The sequence below is a fragment of the Streptomyces sp. PR69 genome (assembly GCF_026420845.1).
Lineage (GTDB): Bacteria > Actinomycetota > Actinomycetes > Streptomycetales > Streptomycetaceae > Streptomyces.
This window is the reverse complement of sequence record NZ_JAOWCB010000002.1, coordinates 286,570-301,255: the sequence shown is the minus strand read 5'-3', so window position 1 is coordinate 301,255 and position 14,686 is coordinate 286,570. Positions and strand designations below refer to the sequence as shown.

The window sequence follows — 14,686 nt, the reverse complement described above, 5'->3', positions numbered from 1 at the left end:
ACGGGGAACGGCGGCGGTGTGAGCCGAGGAGAAAGACGGACGGCCCGCCTCCGTTTCGTGCCGGAGGCGGGCCGCCCGTGATCAAGCGGCGAGAGCCGTCTGAGCCCTCTGAGCCGTCTGAGCCGTCAGAACGCGGCCTCGTCCAGGTCCATCAGCGCGCTGTCCACGCCCTCGGCGAGCGCGCGCTCGACGGAGACGTGCGGCAGGACGTTCGCGGCGAAGAACTTCGCGGCGGCGATCTTGCCCTCGTAGAACGCCTTGTCCTTGGCGGAGGCGGTCTGCAGCTTTTCCGCGGCGACGGCCGCGCCGCGCAGCAGCAGATAGGCGACCACGACATCGCCGGAGGCCATCAGCAGGCGGGTGGTGTTCAGGCCCACCTTGTAGATGTTCTTGACGTCGTCGCCGGTGGCGATGAGGTCGTTGGTCATCGCGCCGACCATCGCCTCCAGGTCCACCGCGGCCTTGGCGAGCGCGTCGCGGGCCGGGGCCAGCTCCTCGCCGCCGGTGCCGACCGCCAGGAACTTCTTGATCTCCTCGGAGAGGGCGTTCAGCGCCTGGCCCTGGTCGCGGACGATCTTCCGGAAGAAGAAGTCCTGGCCCTGGATCGCGGTCGTGCCCTCGTACAGGGTGTCGATCTTGGCGTCGCGGATGTACTGCTCGATCGGGTACTCCTGCAGATAGCCGGAGCCGCCGAAGGTCTGCAGGGACTGGGCGAGCTGCTCGTACGACTTCTCGGAGCCGTAGCCCTTCACGATCGGCAGGAGCAGGTCGTTCAGCGCGACGAGCTGCTTGGCGTCCTCGCCCGCGGCCTCCTTGAGGGCGATGTCGTCCTGGAGGGAGGCGGTGTAGAGCACCAGCGCCCGCATGCCCTCGGCGTACGCCTTCTGCGTCATCAGCGAGCGGCGGACGTCGGGGTGGTGGGTGATGGTGACCTTGGGCGCGGTCTTGTCCATGAAGTTCACCAGGTCCGAGCCCTGGACGCGCTCCTTGGCGTACTCCAGCGCGTTCAGGTAGCCGGTGGACAGCGTGGCGATGGCCTTCGTGCCGACCATCATCCGCGCGAACTCGATGATCATGAACATCTGGCGGATGCCGTCGTGCTTGTCGCCGATCAGCCAGCCCTTGGCGGGGTGCTTGTCGCCGAACGTCATCTCGCAGGTGTTGGAGGCCTTGAGGCCCATCTTGTGCTCGACGTTGGTGGCGTACACGCCGTTGCGCTCGCCCAGCTCGCCGGTCTCGAAGTCGAAGTGGTACTTCGGGACGAGGAACAGGGACAGGCCCTTGGTGCCCGGGCCCGCGCCCTCGGGACGCGCCAGCACGTAGTGGAGGATGTTCTCCGACATGTCGTGCTCACCGGACGTGATGAAGCGCTTCACGCCCTCGATGTGCCAGGAGCCGTCCTCCTGCTGCACGGCCTTCGTCCGGCCCGCGCCGACGTCCGAGCCGGCGTCCGGCTCGGTGAGGACCATGGTGGAGCCCCACTGCTTCTCGACCGCGATCTGCGCGATCTTCTTCTGGACCTCGTTGCCCTCCGTGAAGAGGATGCCCGCGAAGGCGGGGCCGGACGAGTACATCCAGATCGCCGGGTTCGAGCCGAGCAGCAGCTCCGCGTACGACCAGATCAGCGAGCGCGGCGAGGTGGTGCCGCCGATCTCCTCGGGCAGGCCGAGCCGCCAGTACTCGGAGTCCATGAACGCCTGGTAGCTCTTCTTGAAGGACGCGGGCACCGGCGCGGTGTTGGTCTCCGGGTCGAAGACCGGCGGATTCCGGTCGGCGTCCTCGAAGGACGCGGCCAGGTCGTTCTCCGCGAGGCGCGCGATCTCCTCAAGAATGCTCTTGGCGGTCTCGACGTCCATCTCCGCGAACGGGCCGGTGCCGTACAGCTTGTCGCGGCCGAGCACCTCGAAGAGGTTGAACTCGATGTCGCGGAGATTCGACTTGTAGTGCCCCATGGCGACGGCTCCGTAAGGATCGGGAGGCAGGGTTCCTCATTTGCATACCAGCAAGTAGCTCCGATGATGCTACCCGTCGGTAATAAGAAGCAACCCCTTCCGGGCATCTGTGACGCGCCTCGCCGGAACCGGTACGGAGGGTCGTCGTGCGGTCGCGGGGGGTGGCCGGTTTCCGGCGGTCCGTCTGCCGCCGGACGACGCTGTGCCACCCCCGGTGACGCGATCGCGCTCACCTGGACGGCGACCTGCCGGGCACTTCGCACCAGACCGTTTTGGCCGCCGGGCCGTGCGTGACGCCCCAGCGGCTCGCGGTGGCCGCGAGCAGTGCGAGGCCGCGGCCCGACTCGTCGCTGCCGGCGGCGCGCCGGGGCGCCGGCCAGGCGTGGGGGTCCGGGTCGGTCACCTCGATGCGGGTGCGGCCGCCGTCCGCGGTGGATGCGATCCGGACGGTCACCGGGGTGCCCTCCCCGAGGTGCGTGATGACGTTCGTGACCAGCTCCGTCAGGCAGAGCTGTACGTCTGGGCAGGGCCGCCCGAGGTGCCCGCTGACCGCGCGGCGCAGCTCGGGGACCGCCTTGGGGAGGGCCAGCAGGTCGAGCGTGAGCGGCCTCATCGATCGCCGTCCGCGACGGCCGACTGTTCCAGCGCTTCCGTCAGCCGCCGCGCGGTGGCGAGGTTGCAGTTGCCCAGCGCGACGAGCGGCGGCACGTGGTAGCTCGCGTACGTGGGCAGGTCCAGCCGGAGCGAGGGCAGCAGGATGCCGTGCGCGATGAGCGCGGCACGGAGGCTCTCGACGCAGGCGTCGGCGTCGCGGGCGTGGTCGGGGCCGGTGTTGGTGTTGGCGGGGGTGTCGGTCATGGGGGTACGCCTTCCAGTGCGTGCTGTGACGAATCGCTCACACAGTGGCGTGGCGGTCCGTACCGTGGAAGGGGTTTGAGGACCACGGCACTGGGTGTGAAAGGCGATCACTGATGGCTGTGCGCAAGGAGATTGACGGCTCGGCGAGCGTCCCGGAGTTCTACGGCGCGGAGTTGCGCTACCAGCGGGAGGCGGCGGGGCTGACGCTTCAGATGGCCGTGGAGGGCAGCTTCTACGGCGTCAGCTACCTCAGCGAGATCGAACGGGGCGAGCGGCGCATGCCGGCGGCGCTGGCACGGCATATGGACCAGGTGCTGAAGACGGACGGCTTCTTCGAGCGGCGTTGTGAAGACGTACGGAAGGCGCGGAAGCGGGGCCATGCCCCGTACTTCGAGCGGATTCTGGAGGCCGAGAAGCACGCGGACACCATTGAGCAGTGGGCACCGACAGTGTTCCCCGGACTGTTGCAGACGGAAGCCTACGTACGGGCGCTGTTCCGAGCGGAGTGCCCCTTCGAGCAGCACGAGAAGACTGAGGAGAAGGTCCAGGCGCGATTGAGTCGGGCCAGCCTCTTCAAGGATGACCGCACGACTCCCGCATACTGGGTGATCCTGCACGAATCGCTGCTTCGGCTGCCGATCCTGCCGCCGGAACAGATGGCCGAGCAGCTTGAGCGCGTCCTCGTCCTGGGGCGGCGAGGCAGACTTCTTGCACAGGTCCTCCCGTGGAATGCCGGGGCTCATCCGCTGATGCTCGGCAACGCGATGACGCTGACCTTCGCCGACGCGCCGCCGCTCTTCTACACGGAGTCGCAGCACCATGGAACAACCGTGGACGACCCGGGGCTCGTGAAGCGGTATCAGAGGTCATACGATCTGCTGAGGGCCGCCGCACTGCCGCCGGAGGCGTCCCTCGCCATGATCGAGGCGACTGCAGAGGACTACCGAAATGGTAAGCAGACACGTTGACTTGAGCTGCGCCACTTGGCGTAGGAGCAGCTACAGCAACACCTCTGGCGGCAACTGCGTCGAAGTGGCGGAGGTCTTCCCGGGCGCGGGCCGCTGGCGTAAGAGCAGCTACAGCAACACCTCCGGCGGCGACTGCGTCGAGGTCGCCGACCATCTCCCCGGCCTCGTCCCCGTGCGGGACTCCAAGGTCCCCCACGGCCCCGTCGTCACCGTCTCCGCCCGCGCCTGGGCCCCGTTCATCAGGGCGCTGCGGGCGGAGCAGTGACACAAAGGGTCAGTCCGCGGACTGGCCCGTCGTGAGTTCCCGGGCGTCCGGGACCCGGCGGATCGGGCGGCGGGCCAGCGGCTTGGCCGAGGTGATCCACTCGTAGGCCCACTCCGCGGACATCACCGCGCCCTCCTGCCAGCCGGGCAGGGCGGAGACCTGGTCGCCGATGACGAGGAAGTGGTTGTTCTCGCCCTGCGGGTAGATCAGGGTGGAGTACCAGCCCTTGTGCTCCGGCTTGCTGGGCCGCCAGTCGGCCCAGGCGGTCCGCATGTACGGCACCTTGTGCCAGGCGATCGACATGCCGAGGTCGTCGGGCACGATCGCGTGGTTGGCAAACTCGTCATGCAGCTTGGTCGCGCCGTCGCGGGCGACGCGCAGCCGTTCCGCGTGGGGGCGGTCGCCCAGCGTGGTCGCGCGGGCGTAGGAGCAGTACGCGCCGGTGAGCGTGCCTTTGTCGTCGGGAGAGAAGTAGTCGTTGGACGGGTACCAGATCTGCTCGATCTCGTGGTCGACACGGCTGATGCCGCCGTAGATCTCGTACTTGTCGGACTCCCAGAAGCGGCGGTTGGCCTGCCAGCCGACCTTGCACGCGGGCGCGAAGGGAGCCTTCTTGACGGCTGTGAGGAAGTCGCCGGAGAAGCCGTCGAGGGCGATGCCGTCCCGCAGGACCGGGAGGGGGATGTTGCTCAGGCAGTAGTCGAAGCGGTCCGACCGCTCCTCGCCGTCTTCCGTCCAGGTGACGCGTACGCCGTCGCCGTCCAGCGCGATGCCGTCGACGGGTGCGTTGTAGGTGATCGTGCCCTTGGGCAGCGCGGCGGCCAGCATGCGCCAGATGGTGTCCATGCCGCCGACCGGCTGGAACAGGGTCGTATGCCAGTGCCAGTGGCAGTCCTGGTAGAAGCCGTGGTCCCAGAATGGGGCGGCCAGGAGATCGCTGAGCGCCAGCGGGTCGGCCGGCTCCTCCATCTGCGTCACGCTGATCGGCTTGGCCAGGCCGGAACGGGTGGAGCCGGAGTAGCTCCGGTCGGTCTTGTCGAGCGCGCCGAACCCGATGAGCAGCTTCACAAAGCGGTCGCGCTGCTGCGGGGTGAGCCCGTCGTCGGACTGGGACGCCTTGGACACGACCCGTGCGAGGTACTCGGCGATATGGCCGCGGGTGTCGTTGGCGATGCGGCGGTTGTGCTTGGGCGCGCCGTGCCATGCCTGGTCGGACTGGTACAGATTGGCCGTGGTGGTGTGGATGTACGGCTCCAGGGGGACTTTGAGCTTCCGGCAGAGCTTGATCACCCGCCGGTGGTGGTACGGGATGCGGCCGGCCCCGAGGTTGAGATAGAGGCCCTCGCTGAATGCGCAGGTCTGGGTGTGGACGGAGCCGTCGTCCCAGACTTCGGTGATGGTGTCGCCGGGGCGCGCGGTGAGGGTGCGCCCGCAGACGCGGCCCGTCGCCTCCAGGACGGTGACGCCGTAACCCGCCTCCAGCAGTCTCAGCGCGGCGGTCAGCCCGGCGGGGCCGGCGCCGAGGACCGCGACGGTCTTGCCGTCGCCTTCGCCGCGGCCGGGCGGAACAGGCCGTCTGTGGCGGGCGCGGCGTCGGCGGATACGGCTCCGGTCATGATCTCCAGCAGGGTCGCGGTGGCGGCGGCTGCTCCGGCCATGCCGAGGAATCTGCGGCGTGAGGTCATGGTGCTGTCCTCCAGAACTGTCGAACTGAGGGTCGCTGACCGTGCGTCACTGCGTACCGTCACTGGCAGTCGCAGAGGGTGATCAGGCTAGGGGCTGGGGCGGCATAGTTCGGAGGCGTAGTCGCTGATTGGCTGCCGTTCGCCAGGCAGGCGCGCAATCCGGCTGCCGGTTGCGCGCGGGGCGCAGTGGCCGCGTCCCGTTCTCGCCGTACGCCGGTCATGGCGGCGGGCCGGACTCAGTACGCTTGCGTCCATGTACGGCTACGACCAGAACCTGGGCGCCCAGCAGCAGTACGGCCAGCCCCAGCAGCCCATGCAGGGCGGGTACGCGCAGCAGCCGCCGCTGTACCCCGAGCCGTCGCCGCCGTCGCTCGCCGACGCCGTGCGGGCGTTCACGACCGGGTCGCTGTCCGCGGAGGACTTCCAGCAGATCTTCGCGACCTCGAAGGTGTACTGCCCGAGGGGCGACAACCCGGGCTTTCTGGCGCTGCACAACACCCAGCAGCCGGTGATCCCCATGTTCACGTCGCTGAAGCAGCTGCGGCGGTACGCGGGCAAGGAGTCCAAGTACTTCGTGATCACCGGGGCCGAGGTGATCGACCTGCTGCCGACCGGCTACGGCTTCGTCCTCGACATGGAGGGCGACCACCGCATGGTCTTCGACGCGAAGGCCGTTGAGCAGATGGTCGACTTCGCGATGCGCCGCATGTACGGCTAGCCGCTCGTGTCCTCGTCCGGGTGCAGGGTGCCTGGCCGGGGCCCGACCGTCTGGGGGCGCTTGGTGAGAACGTACGAACGGAGTTTTCTGAACATCTCGGCTTTGCGTGCCATGAGGTAGACGCGGTTGCGGCTGCGCTGGACTTCATGGAGCAGCTGGAAGCCCTGGGTCTCGTAGTACCTGACGAGGCCGGAGAACATACAGCCGCGCCGGACCCACGTCCTGCCGGTCCGGGCCGCTCGGTCCACGGCCCATAGCGCGATCACGGTACCGGGCCGGTGCTTTCGGTCGGCGGGATCGGTGACGGTCGAGTACAGGTAGTCGGCGGGCTCGGCGAGCTCTTGTTCTGTCCATCCCCAAGGCGGGGCCTGCTGCTGGACGGTCGTGCAGCCCACGACGCGTCCCGTCCCGCTCTCGACGAGGAGCCACATCGAGCCGTCGCTGTTCTCCGCCTGCTCGGCCAGGTTTTCCGCGCTGTTGCGCCAACTGGGCAGACCGCGCTCCTCCAGCCATGCGGAGCGGGCGAAGACCACCGCCTTGATGGCGGCAGCGTCGTCGGCGGTGGCGGGACGCATGACGTACACGGCCGGTCTCCTCGTCGAGCTGGGGCTACAGGAATGCTTGGGTGGCGAGGTGGAGGTCGATGACTTCCAGGAGCTGGGCATCGCCATCCTCCCGGTACGGGCCGGTGTCCAGCCGCCGCACGGCGCGCTGTAGTCCGTCGGCGTCGACCAGCCCCTCCTCGAAGAGTGGCGATCCTTCGTGCAGCATGCGGACAAGCAAGGCGCGCGCGTGTGCGGTGAGCGTGTGCTGGACGACTTCGGCGAACGACTCGCGCTCCCGGGACTCAATGACATCAGGGCCGAGTCCGAGCGTGGCCAGACGTCGGCGCTGGAGCTGCTTGAGCTCACGCCAGTGGAAGGGAAGCCACTCACCGAGTTGGATCATGCCAGGGTCGGCGAAGGGATGCACTGGCCAGATACCGGCGCGTAGCAGTACGGGAGCGGCGGTCTCCAGCGACAGCAGCGTCATGGAATTGACGATGGCCGGCGGCGCGATTGAGTCATCCGCATACTCCAACGCCTCCCGTGCGCGCTTGCCGACCCACGGCAGTTCATCGCCGATCTCGCCCATGGACTTGTGCGGGTGCTCCTGCTGGGACAGTGCGACCATCTCGTCGCCGCCGAGTCCAGTGAGGACGGTGCGGGTCCCGTGCTCCGCCAGCAGCGTGGTGAGCTGGGTGAACGGGTGATGCAAGGGTCCCTCGTACGGACTGATCCGCTCGCCGCGCACCCGTGCGCACCGTGGGTGCAGCGGTGGGTGTTCCATGGCGTCGACGACGAAGTCGTTGCCGAGGAAACTCACCGCATCCCGGATCTGTTTGCGACGCCGGAGCTGGGAGTCACGGCCTGGCCCGCCAATCAGCAGCGTTGATGTGGCGAACCGATGAGGGAAGCGTTCAGCGGCGCGGGTTGCCACGGTGCCCGAGTCGAAGCCTCCTGTCAGGTGGAAGACGGCGGTTGCCGAGTCCAGAGGGCGGATGTCTAGCGCGTCGTCCATCGCGGTCACGAAGGCGTCCAGGACGTCGGCGTCCTCGTGGAGGTCGCGCGGCCCGCTGTGCAGGGCTGGTTCGGGATAGCGGATATGCAGGTGGCCGCCGTAGACAGCGGTGGCGCGTTCGGTGATCCGGTTGATGCCGCGGAACACGGTTTCGGTGCTGTACCGGGGGCGGTAGATCAGCAGGCGGGCGACTTCACGGGGGCTTAACCCGTCGGCGTGGTCAGCGAGGTCGGCCATGTCCCAGGAGCCGTACAGGCTTCTGTCGTCGTGGGCGACGTAGAGGGGAGCGATGCCGGAAGGGCCGACGGACACCCGGACTGGGAGCTCTGCGGCGGTCTCTACCAGGACGTAGTCTGTCGGCCACTGCTCGGCGAGAGTACGGGCTTTGTCGAGATCACCTGGCGACGCGGCATGCAGGGCTGTGGCGGGTGGCTGCCTGCCGGAGACGCGCTCGCGTACGACGAGGAGCGTACGGGTGCCGTCGGTGATGGCGATGTGCTCCAGCATGGGGTGCCGGTACGGGACGACTTCGCTCGTGCCATCGGCGGTGACATAGCGACGGCCGTCCCATTCCCAACAGCTGTCCGCATACGGGGTCAGACGCAGCTTGATCAATATGTGCCTCCAGAGGCAACGCCGGAGGGCGCGGCAGCCGCTCCGCTGCGCCCACCGATACGCGGAAGGGGGTCAGACGGCCGTGGTGTCGTACGTCTTGGCGCCATCCGAAGAGCCGGAGACCTTCTTGTACTCATGGCATTCCGCCGGTGTCTGCACCCTGCGATGGGCCTTCGTTGTGAACAGGCTCTCGAAGCTGGTAGTGCGTACGGGCGGAGGCGCGAGATCGTCCATAGTGGCGGTAACTCCTTACTCCGTGGCTCGGTGGCTGCGTGGTGAGTCTCAGGCGAGGGCCAGGTCAGCCGGTCCCCGCCAGGCAACCAGCCGTCTCGGTAGGCACGTGACTCCAAGACATGACTCCAACCCGGAGTCATGTGAGCCTGGTTCGCTCTACCATCAGAGAGCCGACATCGTTGGAGAGAGGGCCGCGTGGGCACCCGACCGCCGGATCTGCGAGGCGTTGTCGCTGGGCTCCTGGGCGATCAACGCTTCATCGCCGCTTGCACGGAGCGGGACATGGGCACTGTGTTCCGTCTGCTCAACCACCGGGGTATCAGTACGCGCCGCATCGCCGCTGCTGTGGACATCGCTCAAGGCAGGCTTTACGAGTACATGAACGGCAAGAGCCGAGTCGAAAAACTTGCACTCTTCGAACAGATCGCCGATGCGTTCCACATCCCTGGTTATCTCCTGGGGCTGACACCTCGCTCTTGGGAGCAGCAATCGACTGAGCTGAGAAGGACTGACCGGGAACGGTTGGCTGCCGATGCTGCGGAATCGGCACAATTCGCCCGCTTCCTTACTGCACGCAACGTGGACGCGACCGTGATCCATCAGCTCGACAGTGATGTTGCCCGCCTTGCACGCCAGTTCGTCAGTCATCCGTTGGAGGAACTGTTCGCCGACATCCGCGACCTCCGTCGCGAGGTGTTCAGCTTGTTGCATGGTCGGCAACTGCCCAAGGAGACGCTGGATTTGTACGTGGTGGCGGGACGGCTATGCGGTCTGTCGGCGCATGTGTGCTTGGACGTGGGTGACTATTCCTCGGCTGCGACCCATGCCCGTGCGGCCTGGGTGTGTGCTGCAGCAGCCGACCACAACGGCCTGAAGGGCTGGGTGCGCGCGGTCGAATCTCTCATTGCCTACTGGGACGGCGACCCTCTCCGGGCCGTTCAGCTGGCGCGAGTCGGCCAGCAGCACATGAGCCCCGGGAGCATTCGGGTGCGTCTTGCGAGCCTGGAGGCCAGAGCGCTTTCTGCAGTCGGTGACACGAAGGAGACCACCAGGGCTCTGCGGGCGGCTGAGGATGCCCGGGGGGCGGTCAGCGGTGAGGACGAGGTGTCTGGCCTCTTCGCCTTCCCTATTGCCAAGCAGCATGCCTATGCCGCCACGACTCGGCTCGCGCTCGGAGGGCGGCGCAACATCCTCCTGGCAGTGGAAAGCGCCCACCAGGCTGTGGCGGAGTACAGCAAGGTCGAGGACGACGATCAGTCGACGGGAGACCTGCGGGCTGCCCATCTGGACATCGCGCGCGGGCACATGCTGGAGGGCGAACTAGAAGGAGTCGAGTCAGCTCTCGGCTGCGTGCTCGACACCCCCCGGGCCGGTCTCTCCGCGAGCATCGTCAAGCGGCTCACTGCGCTCCACCGCGACCTCGGGGCCCATCAGTACCGTGGATCGTCGCAGGCCATCCGACTGCGTGCGCGCATCAAAGACGCCGGTGCATCAGGCCTTGGCCTGCCCGCCGCCTATCCTCGGAGCCGATGACATGACCGATGACGAGACCGCCGTCACCGACCGTACCCTGCTCGCCGGGTGCGCGTACCACACCGAGCATGCCCTGGCCGCCCGCCAGTCGCTGTACGCATGGCAGACCCCGCGCTACGACCTGCCGGGCATGGTCGCCGAGCGGCTCCGCTGGGTCCGTGGCACGGTCGCTGACATCGGGTGCGGGAACGGCAAGTTCATCCAGCGCCTGCGGAGCGAGCGGCCGGACCTGCGACTCCTCGGCCTCGACGTGTCACCCGGCATTCTCGCGAGTGTTCCGAGCCCCGTGGCCGTCGCCGATGCGGCACAACTCCCCCTCCGTGACCAGAGCGTTGATGCCGCGCTCGCCCTGCACATGCTGTACCACGTCGAGGACATGCCCGCGGCGATCGGCGAACTGGTCCGCGTCCTCACCGGCGACGGAGTCGTGATCGCGTCCACGAACAGCCAGCATGACAAGCAAGAGATGGACCGGCTCTGGGAGCGGGCTGCTGGGGATGTGCTGGGTGTTGGGAAGGGGCCATCGCGCATCTCACTCAGTGCCCGTTTCTCACTGGAGAAGGCCCCGCTGCTGCTCGGCGAGCAGTTCGGCAGAGTCGAGACGGTCGAGCTGCCGGGAACCGTCACCGTCCGCGACCCCGGCCCGGTGATCGCGCATATGGAGTCCTACCGTGCATGGGCGGGTCGGCATGGTGTCCCATTCGAAGACACCATTGCGAGGGCGCGGGAGCTTCTCACGGCCCACATTGACCGCCATGGGGCATTCGAGATCACATGCTTGGGAGGTCTGTTGTTCTGTCAACGCTGATGCCGTCCGCGCGATGCGCCGCATGTACGGCTAGCCGCATGTGCGGCTAGGCGCTCGTGTCCTCGTCCGGGTGCAGGGCGTCGAGGATGAGGGTGAGGCCGAAGGTGAATTCGTCGGCGTAGTCGTAGCCGGGTTTGAGGGCGTGTTCGGTGGCGAGTTCCGTGAGGTGGGGGTAGGCGTCGGCGGGCATGTCGCGCAGGATGGCGTCCGCGACCTCGTCCAGCTCCGCCGAGTTGGAGAACGGCAGGCTCAGCTCCTGGAGCACGAAGCCGTACAGATAGCTGTCGATCAGTGAGAAGGCGTGCGCGGCCATCGGGACGGAGAAGCCTCCGGCGCGCAGTGCGCCGATGACGGCGTCGTGGTGGCGCAGGGTCGCCGGGCCGGGGCGGGTGCGGGAGTCCATCAGGCCGATGGCCCATGGATGGCGGCGGAGCGCGGCGCGGGCGGAGTCCGCGCGGCAGCGCATGGCGGTCTTCCAGTCCGTGTCGCGCGGCGGCAGGTCGATCTCGTCGAACACCGCGTCCACCATGCCGTTGAGGATGTCCTCCCGGCCCGTGACATGGTGGTAGAGCGACATCGCCTCGACGCCCAGCGGTTCGGCGATGGCCCGCATGGTGAGCGCGGCCGATCCCTTCTCGTCTGCCACAGCGACCGCTGTGCGGATCACGCGCTCGCGGCTGAGCGGGGTGCGTGCGGGCGCGCCGCGTGCCGACCGCCCGCGCGCGGTCGCCCCGCGCCCCGAAGCGCCGCCCGCCGAGGTTCCGCTCCCCGGCGGCTTGCGCCGGCCCTTGCCTCCCTCGCGCATCCGCTCTGCCCCTCCTTCTTCGCTGCTCTTGCTTGCCTTACAGCATAAGGCTACCGTGCCTTACAGCATAAGGTTGACGCTGCGGCGAAAGGGCTGCGCCATGGGCACGGATCACATGAAGAAGGTCTGCATCGTCGGGGCTTCGGGGAAGCTCGGGCAGTACATGGTCCGGCACGCGCTGGACCGCGGCTACGAGGTGGTCGGCGTGTGCCGGGAGCGCAGCGTGCCGAAGCTGGCCGCGTTCGAGGGCCGGATGACCGTCGTGCCCGGACCCACGAACGACCCGGACGTGATCCGGCGTGCCGTCGCCGGGTGCGACGGGGTGCTGACGGTGCTGGTGCCATGGGGTGTGCAGCAGTACTCGTCCGGCACGGCGCAGGCGGTGCTGGACCACGCACGGCCGGGCGCGCGCCTGGTCTTCTCCTGCGGCTGGCACATCACGCGCGACGGCAAGGACCGGTACTCGTGGATGTTCAGAACAGCCCTGAGGGTCGTCGCCCGGCTGGGCAAGCTCGTGCGCGCCGTCGAGATCGACGACCAGGTGGAGGCGTGCCGCAGGGTGTTCGCCAGCGACACCCGGTGGACCGTGGTGCGCGGCAGCGATCTGGAGGAGGGCGAGAGCCAGGGCCTGCCGGTGTGGAGCCGGCATGTGGGCGATCCGGTGCTGGCCGGCAATCTGACGCGGCGGGTGGACTTCGCGCTGTTCATGGTGGAGGCGCTCACCGATGACGCGCTGATTCAGGAGGCCCCGGCGATTGTCGGCTGCCGCACGCCGAGCGCGCTCGCGCACGCCGGAGGGGCGGCCGGGCGCGCGTAGGCCGCCGTCCGCAGCTTGAGGCCAGGGGGTCCGGGGCCCGGAGCCCCCGGTGGAAGGCCGGCGCGGGCCTCAGCCCGTGCTCTGCCTGAGCCAGATTTCGAAGTGGCCGGTGCCCATGGAACTCTGGTACGGCAGTGAGCTGGTGAGGCGGTAGCGTCCGGTGGCGCGCATCTCCTGGCGGACGGCCTGCTGGGCCGGGGGGAGGCCGTCGGCGTAGTTCAGTACGACGCCGTCGAAGTGGCCGTCGCGGATGGCGGCGCGGTAGCCGGGGATGCCTGAGAGGTGTGTGCCGTCGGGGGTCTCGTAGTCGATGAAGAAGAAGGACACCCAGTCCTGGTACGAGGTGCGCCGTTCGCGGCTGAGGTAGTAGACCGGGGCTTCCTTCGGATCGCCGAGCCAGTGCTGTCCGGGACGCACCGTGTAGGACAGCTGCGGGATCAGATAGCGGGTGTCCGGCCAGCTGCCGAAGGAGGCGGCGGACTGGCTCAGTCCGAGGGTGAGGGCGACGGCCCATATGGCGATGCCCCACTGGGGGAACTTGAAGTGGGCGCCCATCAGCCGGGTCACCCCGACGCCCGCCATGGGGGCGGCGAAGAACAGTCCGAAGCCGATGTGCTTGTGCAGGGACGTGTCGGTGCTCAGCTGGATCTGGTAGGCGGGCGCGAGCAGCGCGGTGCCGGTGAGGAGCGTGCCCAGGCAGGTGCGCCAGCGCCGTCCGGGGACGGCCCTTCGCCAGCCGGGGATCTCGCTCAGCCGGGCGTTGCGGGCGTAGGCGACCGTGCCGATCACGGCGACGGCGATCAGCAGCCCCGCCCAGCGGGCGGTGTCATAGAGGATCTGCCAGGCGGAGGTGTCACCGTGGGCGCGCGCCGTGGTGGTGCTCTGGATCGCCGTCAGATAGCCGCTGCCGAGCAGCGCGACCGCGAGCGCGGCGGCGGCGGCCGCGGCGAAGAGCCCGCCGCGCAGCAGGGCGCGGCGCACGCCGTGGTGGCGGTAGGCGGCCAGTGCGTACAGGAGCGTCAGGGTGGGCAGATACAGCGCCGAGGCGTACTTCACGGCGACCGCGAGCGCGGCGGCCAGCGCGATGAGCGCGGCGAGGCTCCAGTGCCGCGGCGCGATCACCACCAGGAGCCAGGCGGTCAGGCCCAGCAGGCAGACGGCCATGGCGTCGTATGTGGCGAGGTGGCCGAGGAAGAGCGTCGGCATGGAGACGGCGAACAGCGCGCCGGCGCACAGCCCCGCCCGCTCGTTGAACAGCCGCCGTGTCAGCCCGTACAGACAGGCGGTGGCCGTGAGCATGAACAGCAGGCTCAGGGCGCGGACGCCGGCCAGGCCGAGGACGGAGTCCACAGCGGCCGCCAGTACGGGGTAGAGGACGGGGGCGCCGGAGAAGTAGGTGTCGAATCCGCCGAAGTCCGCTTCCCCGAAGAAGAGATGGCCGATCTGCACATGCCCGGCGAAGATGTAGAGCGCTTCGTCCTCAAAGGCGGAGTTGTCGAGACGCAGCGACAGCGCGGCCTGGACCAGCAGGATCACGGCGAGCAGCGCCAGGCCGACCATGCGCCGTCGCCGTCCGGTGTCGGCGGCCCAGCCCATCCGGGCGGGCGGCGGCAGCGTCCAGCCGGGCAGGGGCTGTTCGACGAAGGAGAAGCCGGGGTCGGCCTCCGGCGGCAGCGGCGGCAGGACCCGCAGATGCAGGGTCTCCTCGTGCACCGGCGGTGCGGGCGCCGGCGGTTCGTGCGCCGGCGGTTCGGGCGGCGCGGCATCGCCGCCGTGGCTGCCGTCGTCGTCGAACCAGCCGAAGCGGGGGCTGCCGTTCCGGGCCTCGGCCGGGGGCTCCGTATGAGTCATCGCAGTTACTGTCTCGT

16 protein-coding genes are annotated in these 14,686 nt (G+C 68.6%); 6 read left to right on the top strand and 10 right to left on the bottom strand.

The window, feature by feature from the left end:
- Positions 1-125 precede the first annotated feature (125 nt).
- From OF819_RS03130 to OF819_RS03120, 3 genes are all read right to left on the bottom strand, one after another.
- Complete coding sequence (locus OF819_RS03130) at positions 126-1,952, bottom strand: acyl-CoA dehydrogenase (RefSeq protein ID WP_267241729.1); 1,827 nt, start codon at positions 1,950-1,952, stop codon at positions 126-128.
- Between the two features lie 229 nt (positions 1,953-2,181).
- Positions 2,182-2,565, bottom strand: coding sequence for an ATP-binding protein (locus OF819_RS03125; RefSeq protein WP_267241728.1), 384 nt, complete (start codon positions 2,563-2,565; stop codon positions 2,182-2,184).
- On the bottom strand, positions 2,562-2,810 hold the full coding sequence (locus tag OF819_RS03120) for a hypothetical protein (RefSeq protein ID WP_267241727.1): 249 nt from the start codon (positions 2,808-2,810) through the stop codon (positions 2,562-2,564). The genes OF819_RS03125 and OF819_RS03120 overlap by 4 nt, the downstream gene beginning before the upstream one ends.
- 113 nt (positions 2,811-2,923) lie before the next feature.
- Between OF819_RS03120 and OF819_RS03115 the strand changes: the two genes are divergently transcribed.
- Both OF819_RS03115 and OF819_RS03110 read left to right on the top strand, forming a co-directional pair.
- Positions 2,924-3,778 carry a helix-turn-helix domain-containing protein gene (locus OF819_RS03115; protein ID WP_267241726.1) on the top strand — a complete coding sequence of 285 codons (855 nt, stop codon included), beginning with the start codon at positions 2,924-2,926 and terminating at the stop codon, positions 3,776-3,778.
- Positions 3,759-4,043, top strand: coding sequence for a DUF397 domain-containing protein (locus tag OF819_RS03110; RefSeq protein ID WP_416370462.1), 285 nt, complete (start codon positions 3,759-3,761; stop codon positions 4,041-4,043). Before OF819_RS03115 ends, OF819_RS03110 begins: the two co-directional genes overlap by 20 nt.
- A 9-nt stretch (positions 4,044-4,052) precedes the next feature.
- Here OF819_RS03110 and OF819_RS03105 read toward each other — a convergent pair whose 3' ends face one another.
- Both OF819_RS03105 and OF819_RS03100 read right to left on the bottom strand, forming a co-directional pair.
- Entirely contained in the window at positions 4,053-5,525 is a 1,473-nt protein-coding gene (locus tag OF819_RS03105; protein WP_267241797.1) for a flavin monoamine oxidase family protein, read from the bottom strand.
- Between the two features lie 17 nt (positions 5,526-5,542).
- Positions 5,543-5,728 carry a hypothetical protein gene (locus OF819_RS03100; protein ID WP_267241724.1) on the bottom strand — a complete coding sequence of 62 codons (186 nt, stop codon included), beginning with the start codon at positions 5,726-5,728 and terminating at the stop codon, positions 5,543-5,545.
- A 253-nt stretch (positions 5,729-5,981) separates the two neighbouring features.
- Here OF819_RS03100 and OF819_RS03095 point away from each other — a divergent pair, with 253 nt between their 5' ends.
- Complete coding sequence (locus tag OF819_RS03095) at positions 5,982-6,446, top strand: SseB family protein (protein ID WP_267241723.1); 465 nt, start codon at positions 5,982-5,984, stop codon at positions 6,444-6,446.
- Here OF819_RS03095 and OF819_RS03090 read toward each other — a convergent pair.
- From OF819_RS03090 to OF819_RS03080, 3 genes are all read right to left on the bottom strand, one after another.
- Complete coding sequence (locus tag OF819_RS03090; protein ID WP_267241796.1) at positions 6,443-7,021, bottom strand: GNAT family N-acetyltransferase; 579 nt, start codon at positions 7,019-7,021, stop codon at positions 6,443-6,445. The genes OF819_RS03095 and OF819_RS03090 overlap by 4 nt on opposite strands.
- 34 nt (positions 7,022-7,055) lie before the next feature.
- Positions 7,056-8,621: an asparagine synthase-related protein gene (locus OF819_RS03085; protein ID WP_267241722.1), complete on the bottom strand. Its 1,566-nt coding sequence runs from the start codon at positions 8,619-8,621 to the stop codon at positions 7,056-7,058.
- Between the two features lie 72 nt (positions 8,622-8,693).
- Positions 8,694-8,855, bottom strand: coding sequence for a hypothetical protein (locus OF819_RS03080; protein ID WP_267241721.1), 162 nt, complete (start codon positions 8,853-8,855; stop codon positions 8,694-8,696).
- 282 nt (positions 8,856-9,137) lie between these two features.
- Between OF819_RS03080 and OF819_RS03075 the strand changes: the two genes are divergently transcribed.
- Together OF819_RS03075 and OF819_RS03070 are read left to right on the top strand one after the other, a co-directional pair.
- The gene (locus OF819_RS03075) at positions 9,138-10,388 is read left to right on the top strand and encodes a helix-turn-helix domain-containing protein (protein ID WP_267241720.1); all 1,251 of its coding nucleotides are present in this window, start codon (positions 9,138-9,140) and stop codon (positions 10,386-10,388) included.
- A 1-nt stretch (position 10,389) separates the two neighbouring features.
- Positions 10,390-11,196, top strand: a complete 807-nt coding sequence (locus tag OF819_RS03070) for a class I SAM-dependent methyltransferase (protein ID WP_267241719.1) — start codon at positions 10,390-10,392, stop codon at positions 11,194-11,196.
- A 46-nt stretch (positions 11,197-11,242) separates the two neighbouring features.
- On the opposite strand, the gene OF819_RS03065 is transcribed toward OF819_RS03070, so the two are convergent.
- Positions 11,243-12,001, bottom strand: a complete 759-nt coding sequence (locus tag OF819_RS03065) for a TetR/AcrR family transcriptional regulator (protein ID WP_267241718.1) — start codon at positions 11,999-12,001, stop codon at positions 11,243-11,245.
- Between the two features lie 100 nt (positions 12,002-12,101).
- On the opposite strand from OF819_RS03065, the gene OF819_RS03060 reads away from it, so the two are divergent.
- Positions 12,102-12,818 (top strand): NAD(P)-dependent oxidoreductase, encoded by a 717-nt coding sequence (locus OF819_RS03060; RefSeq protein WP_267241717.1) that lies wholly within the window; start codon positions 12,102-12,104, stop codon positions 12,816-12,818.
- Positions 12,819-12,887: 69 nt separating this feature from the next.
- Here the strand turns inward: OF819_RS03060 and OF819_RS03055 are convergent, their stop codons facing one another.
- Complete coding sequence (locus tag OF819_RS03055; protein ID WP_267241716.1) at positions 12,888-14,669, bottom strand: ArnT family glycosyltransferase; 1,782 nt, start codon at positions 14,667-14,669, stop codon at positions 12,888-12,890.
- Positions 14,670-14,686 lie beyond the last annotated feature (17 nt).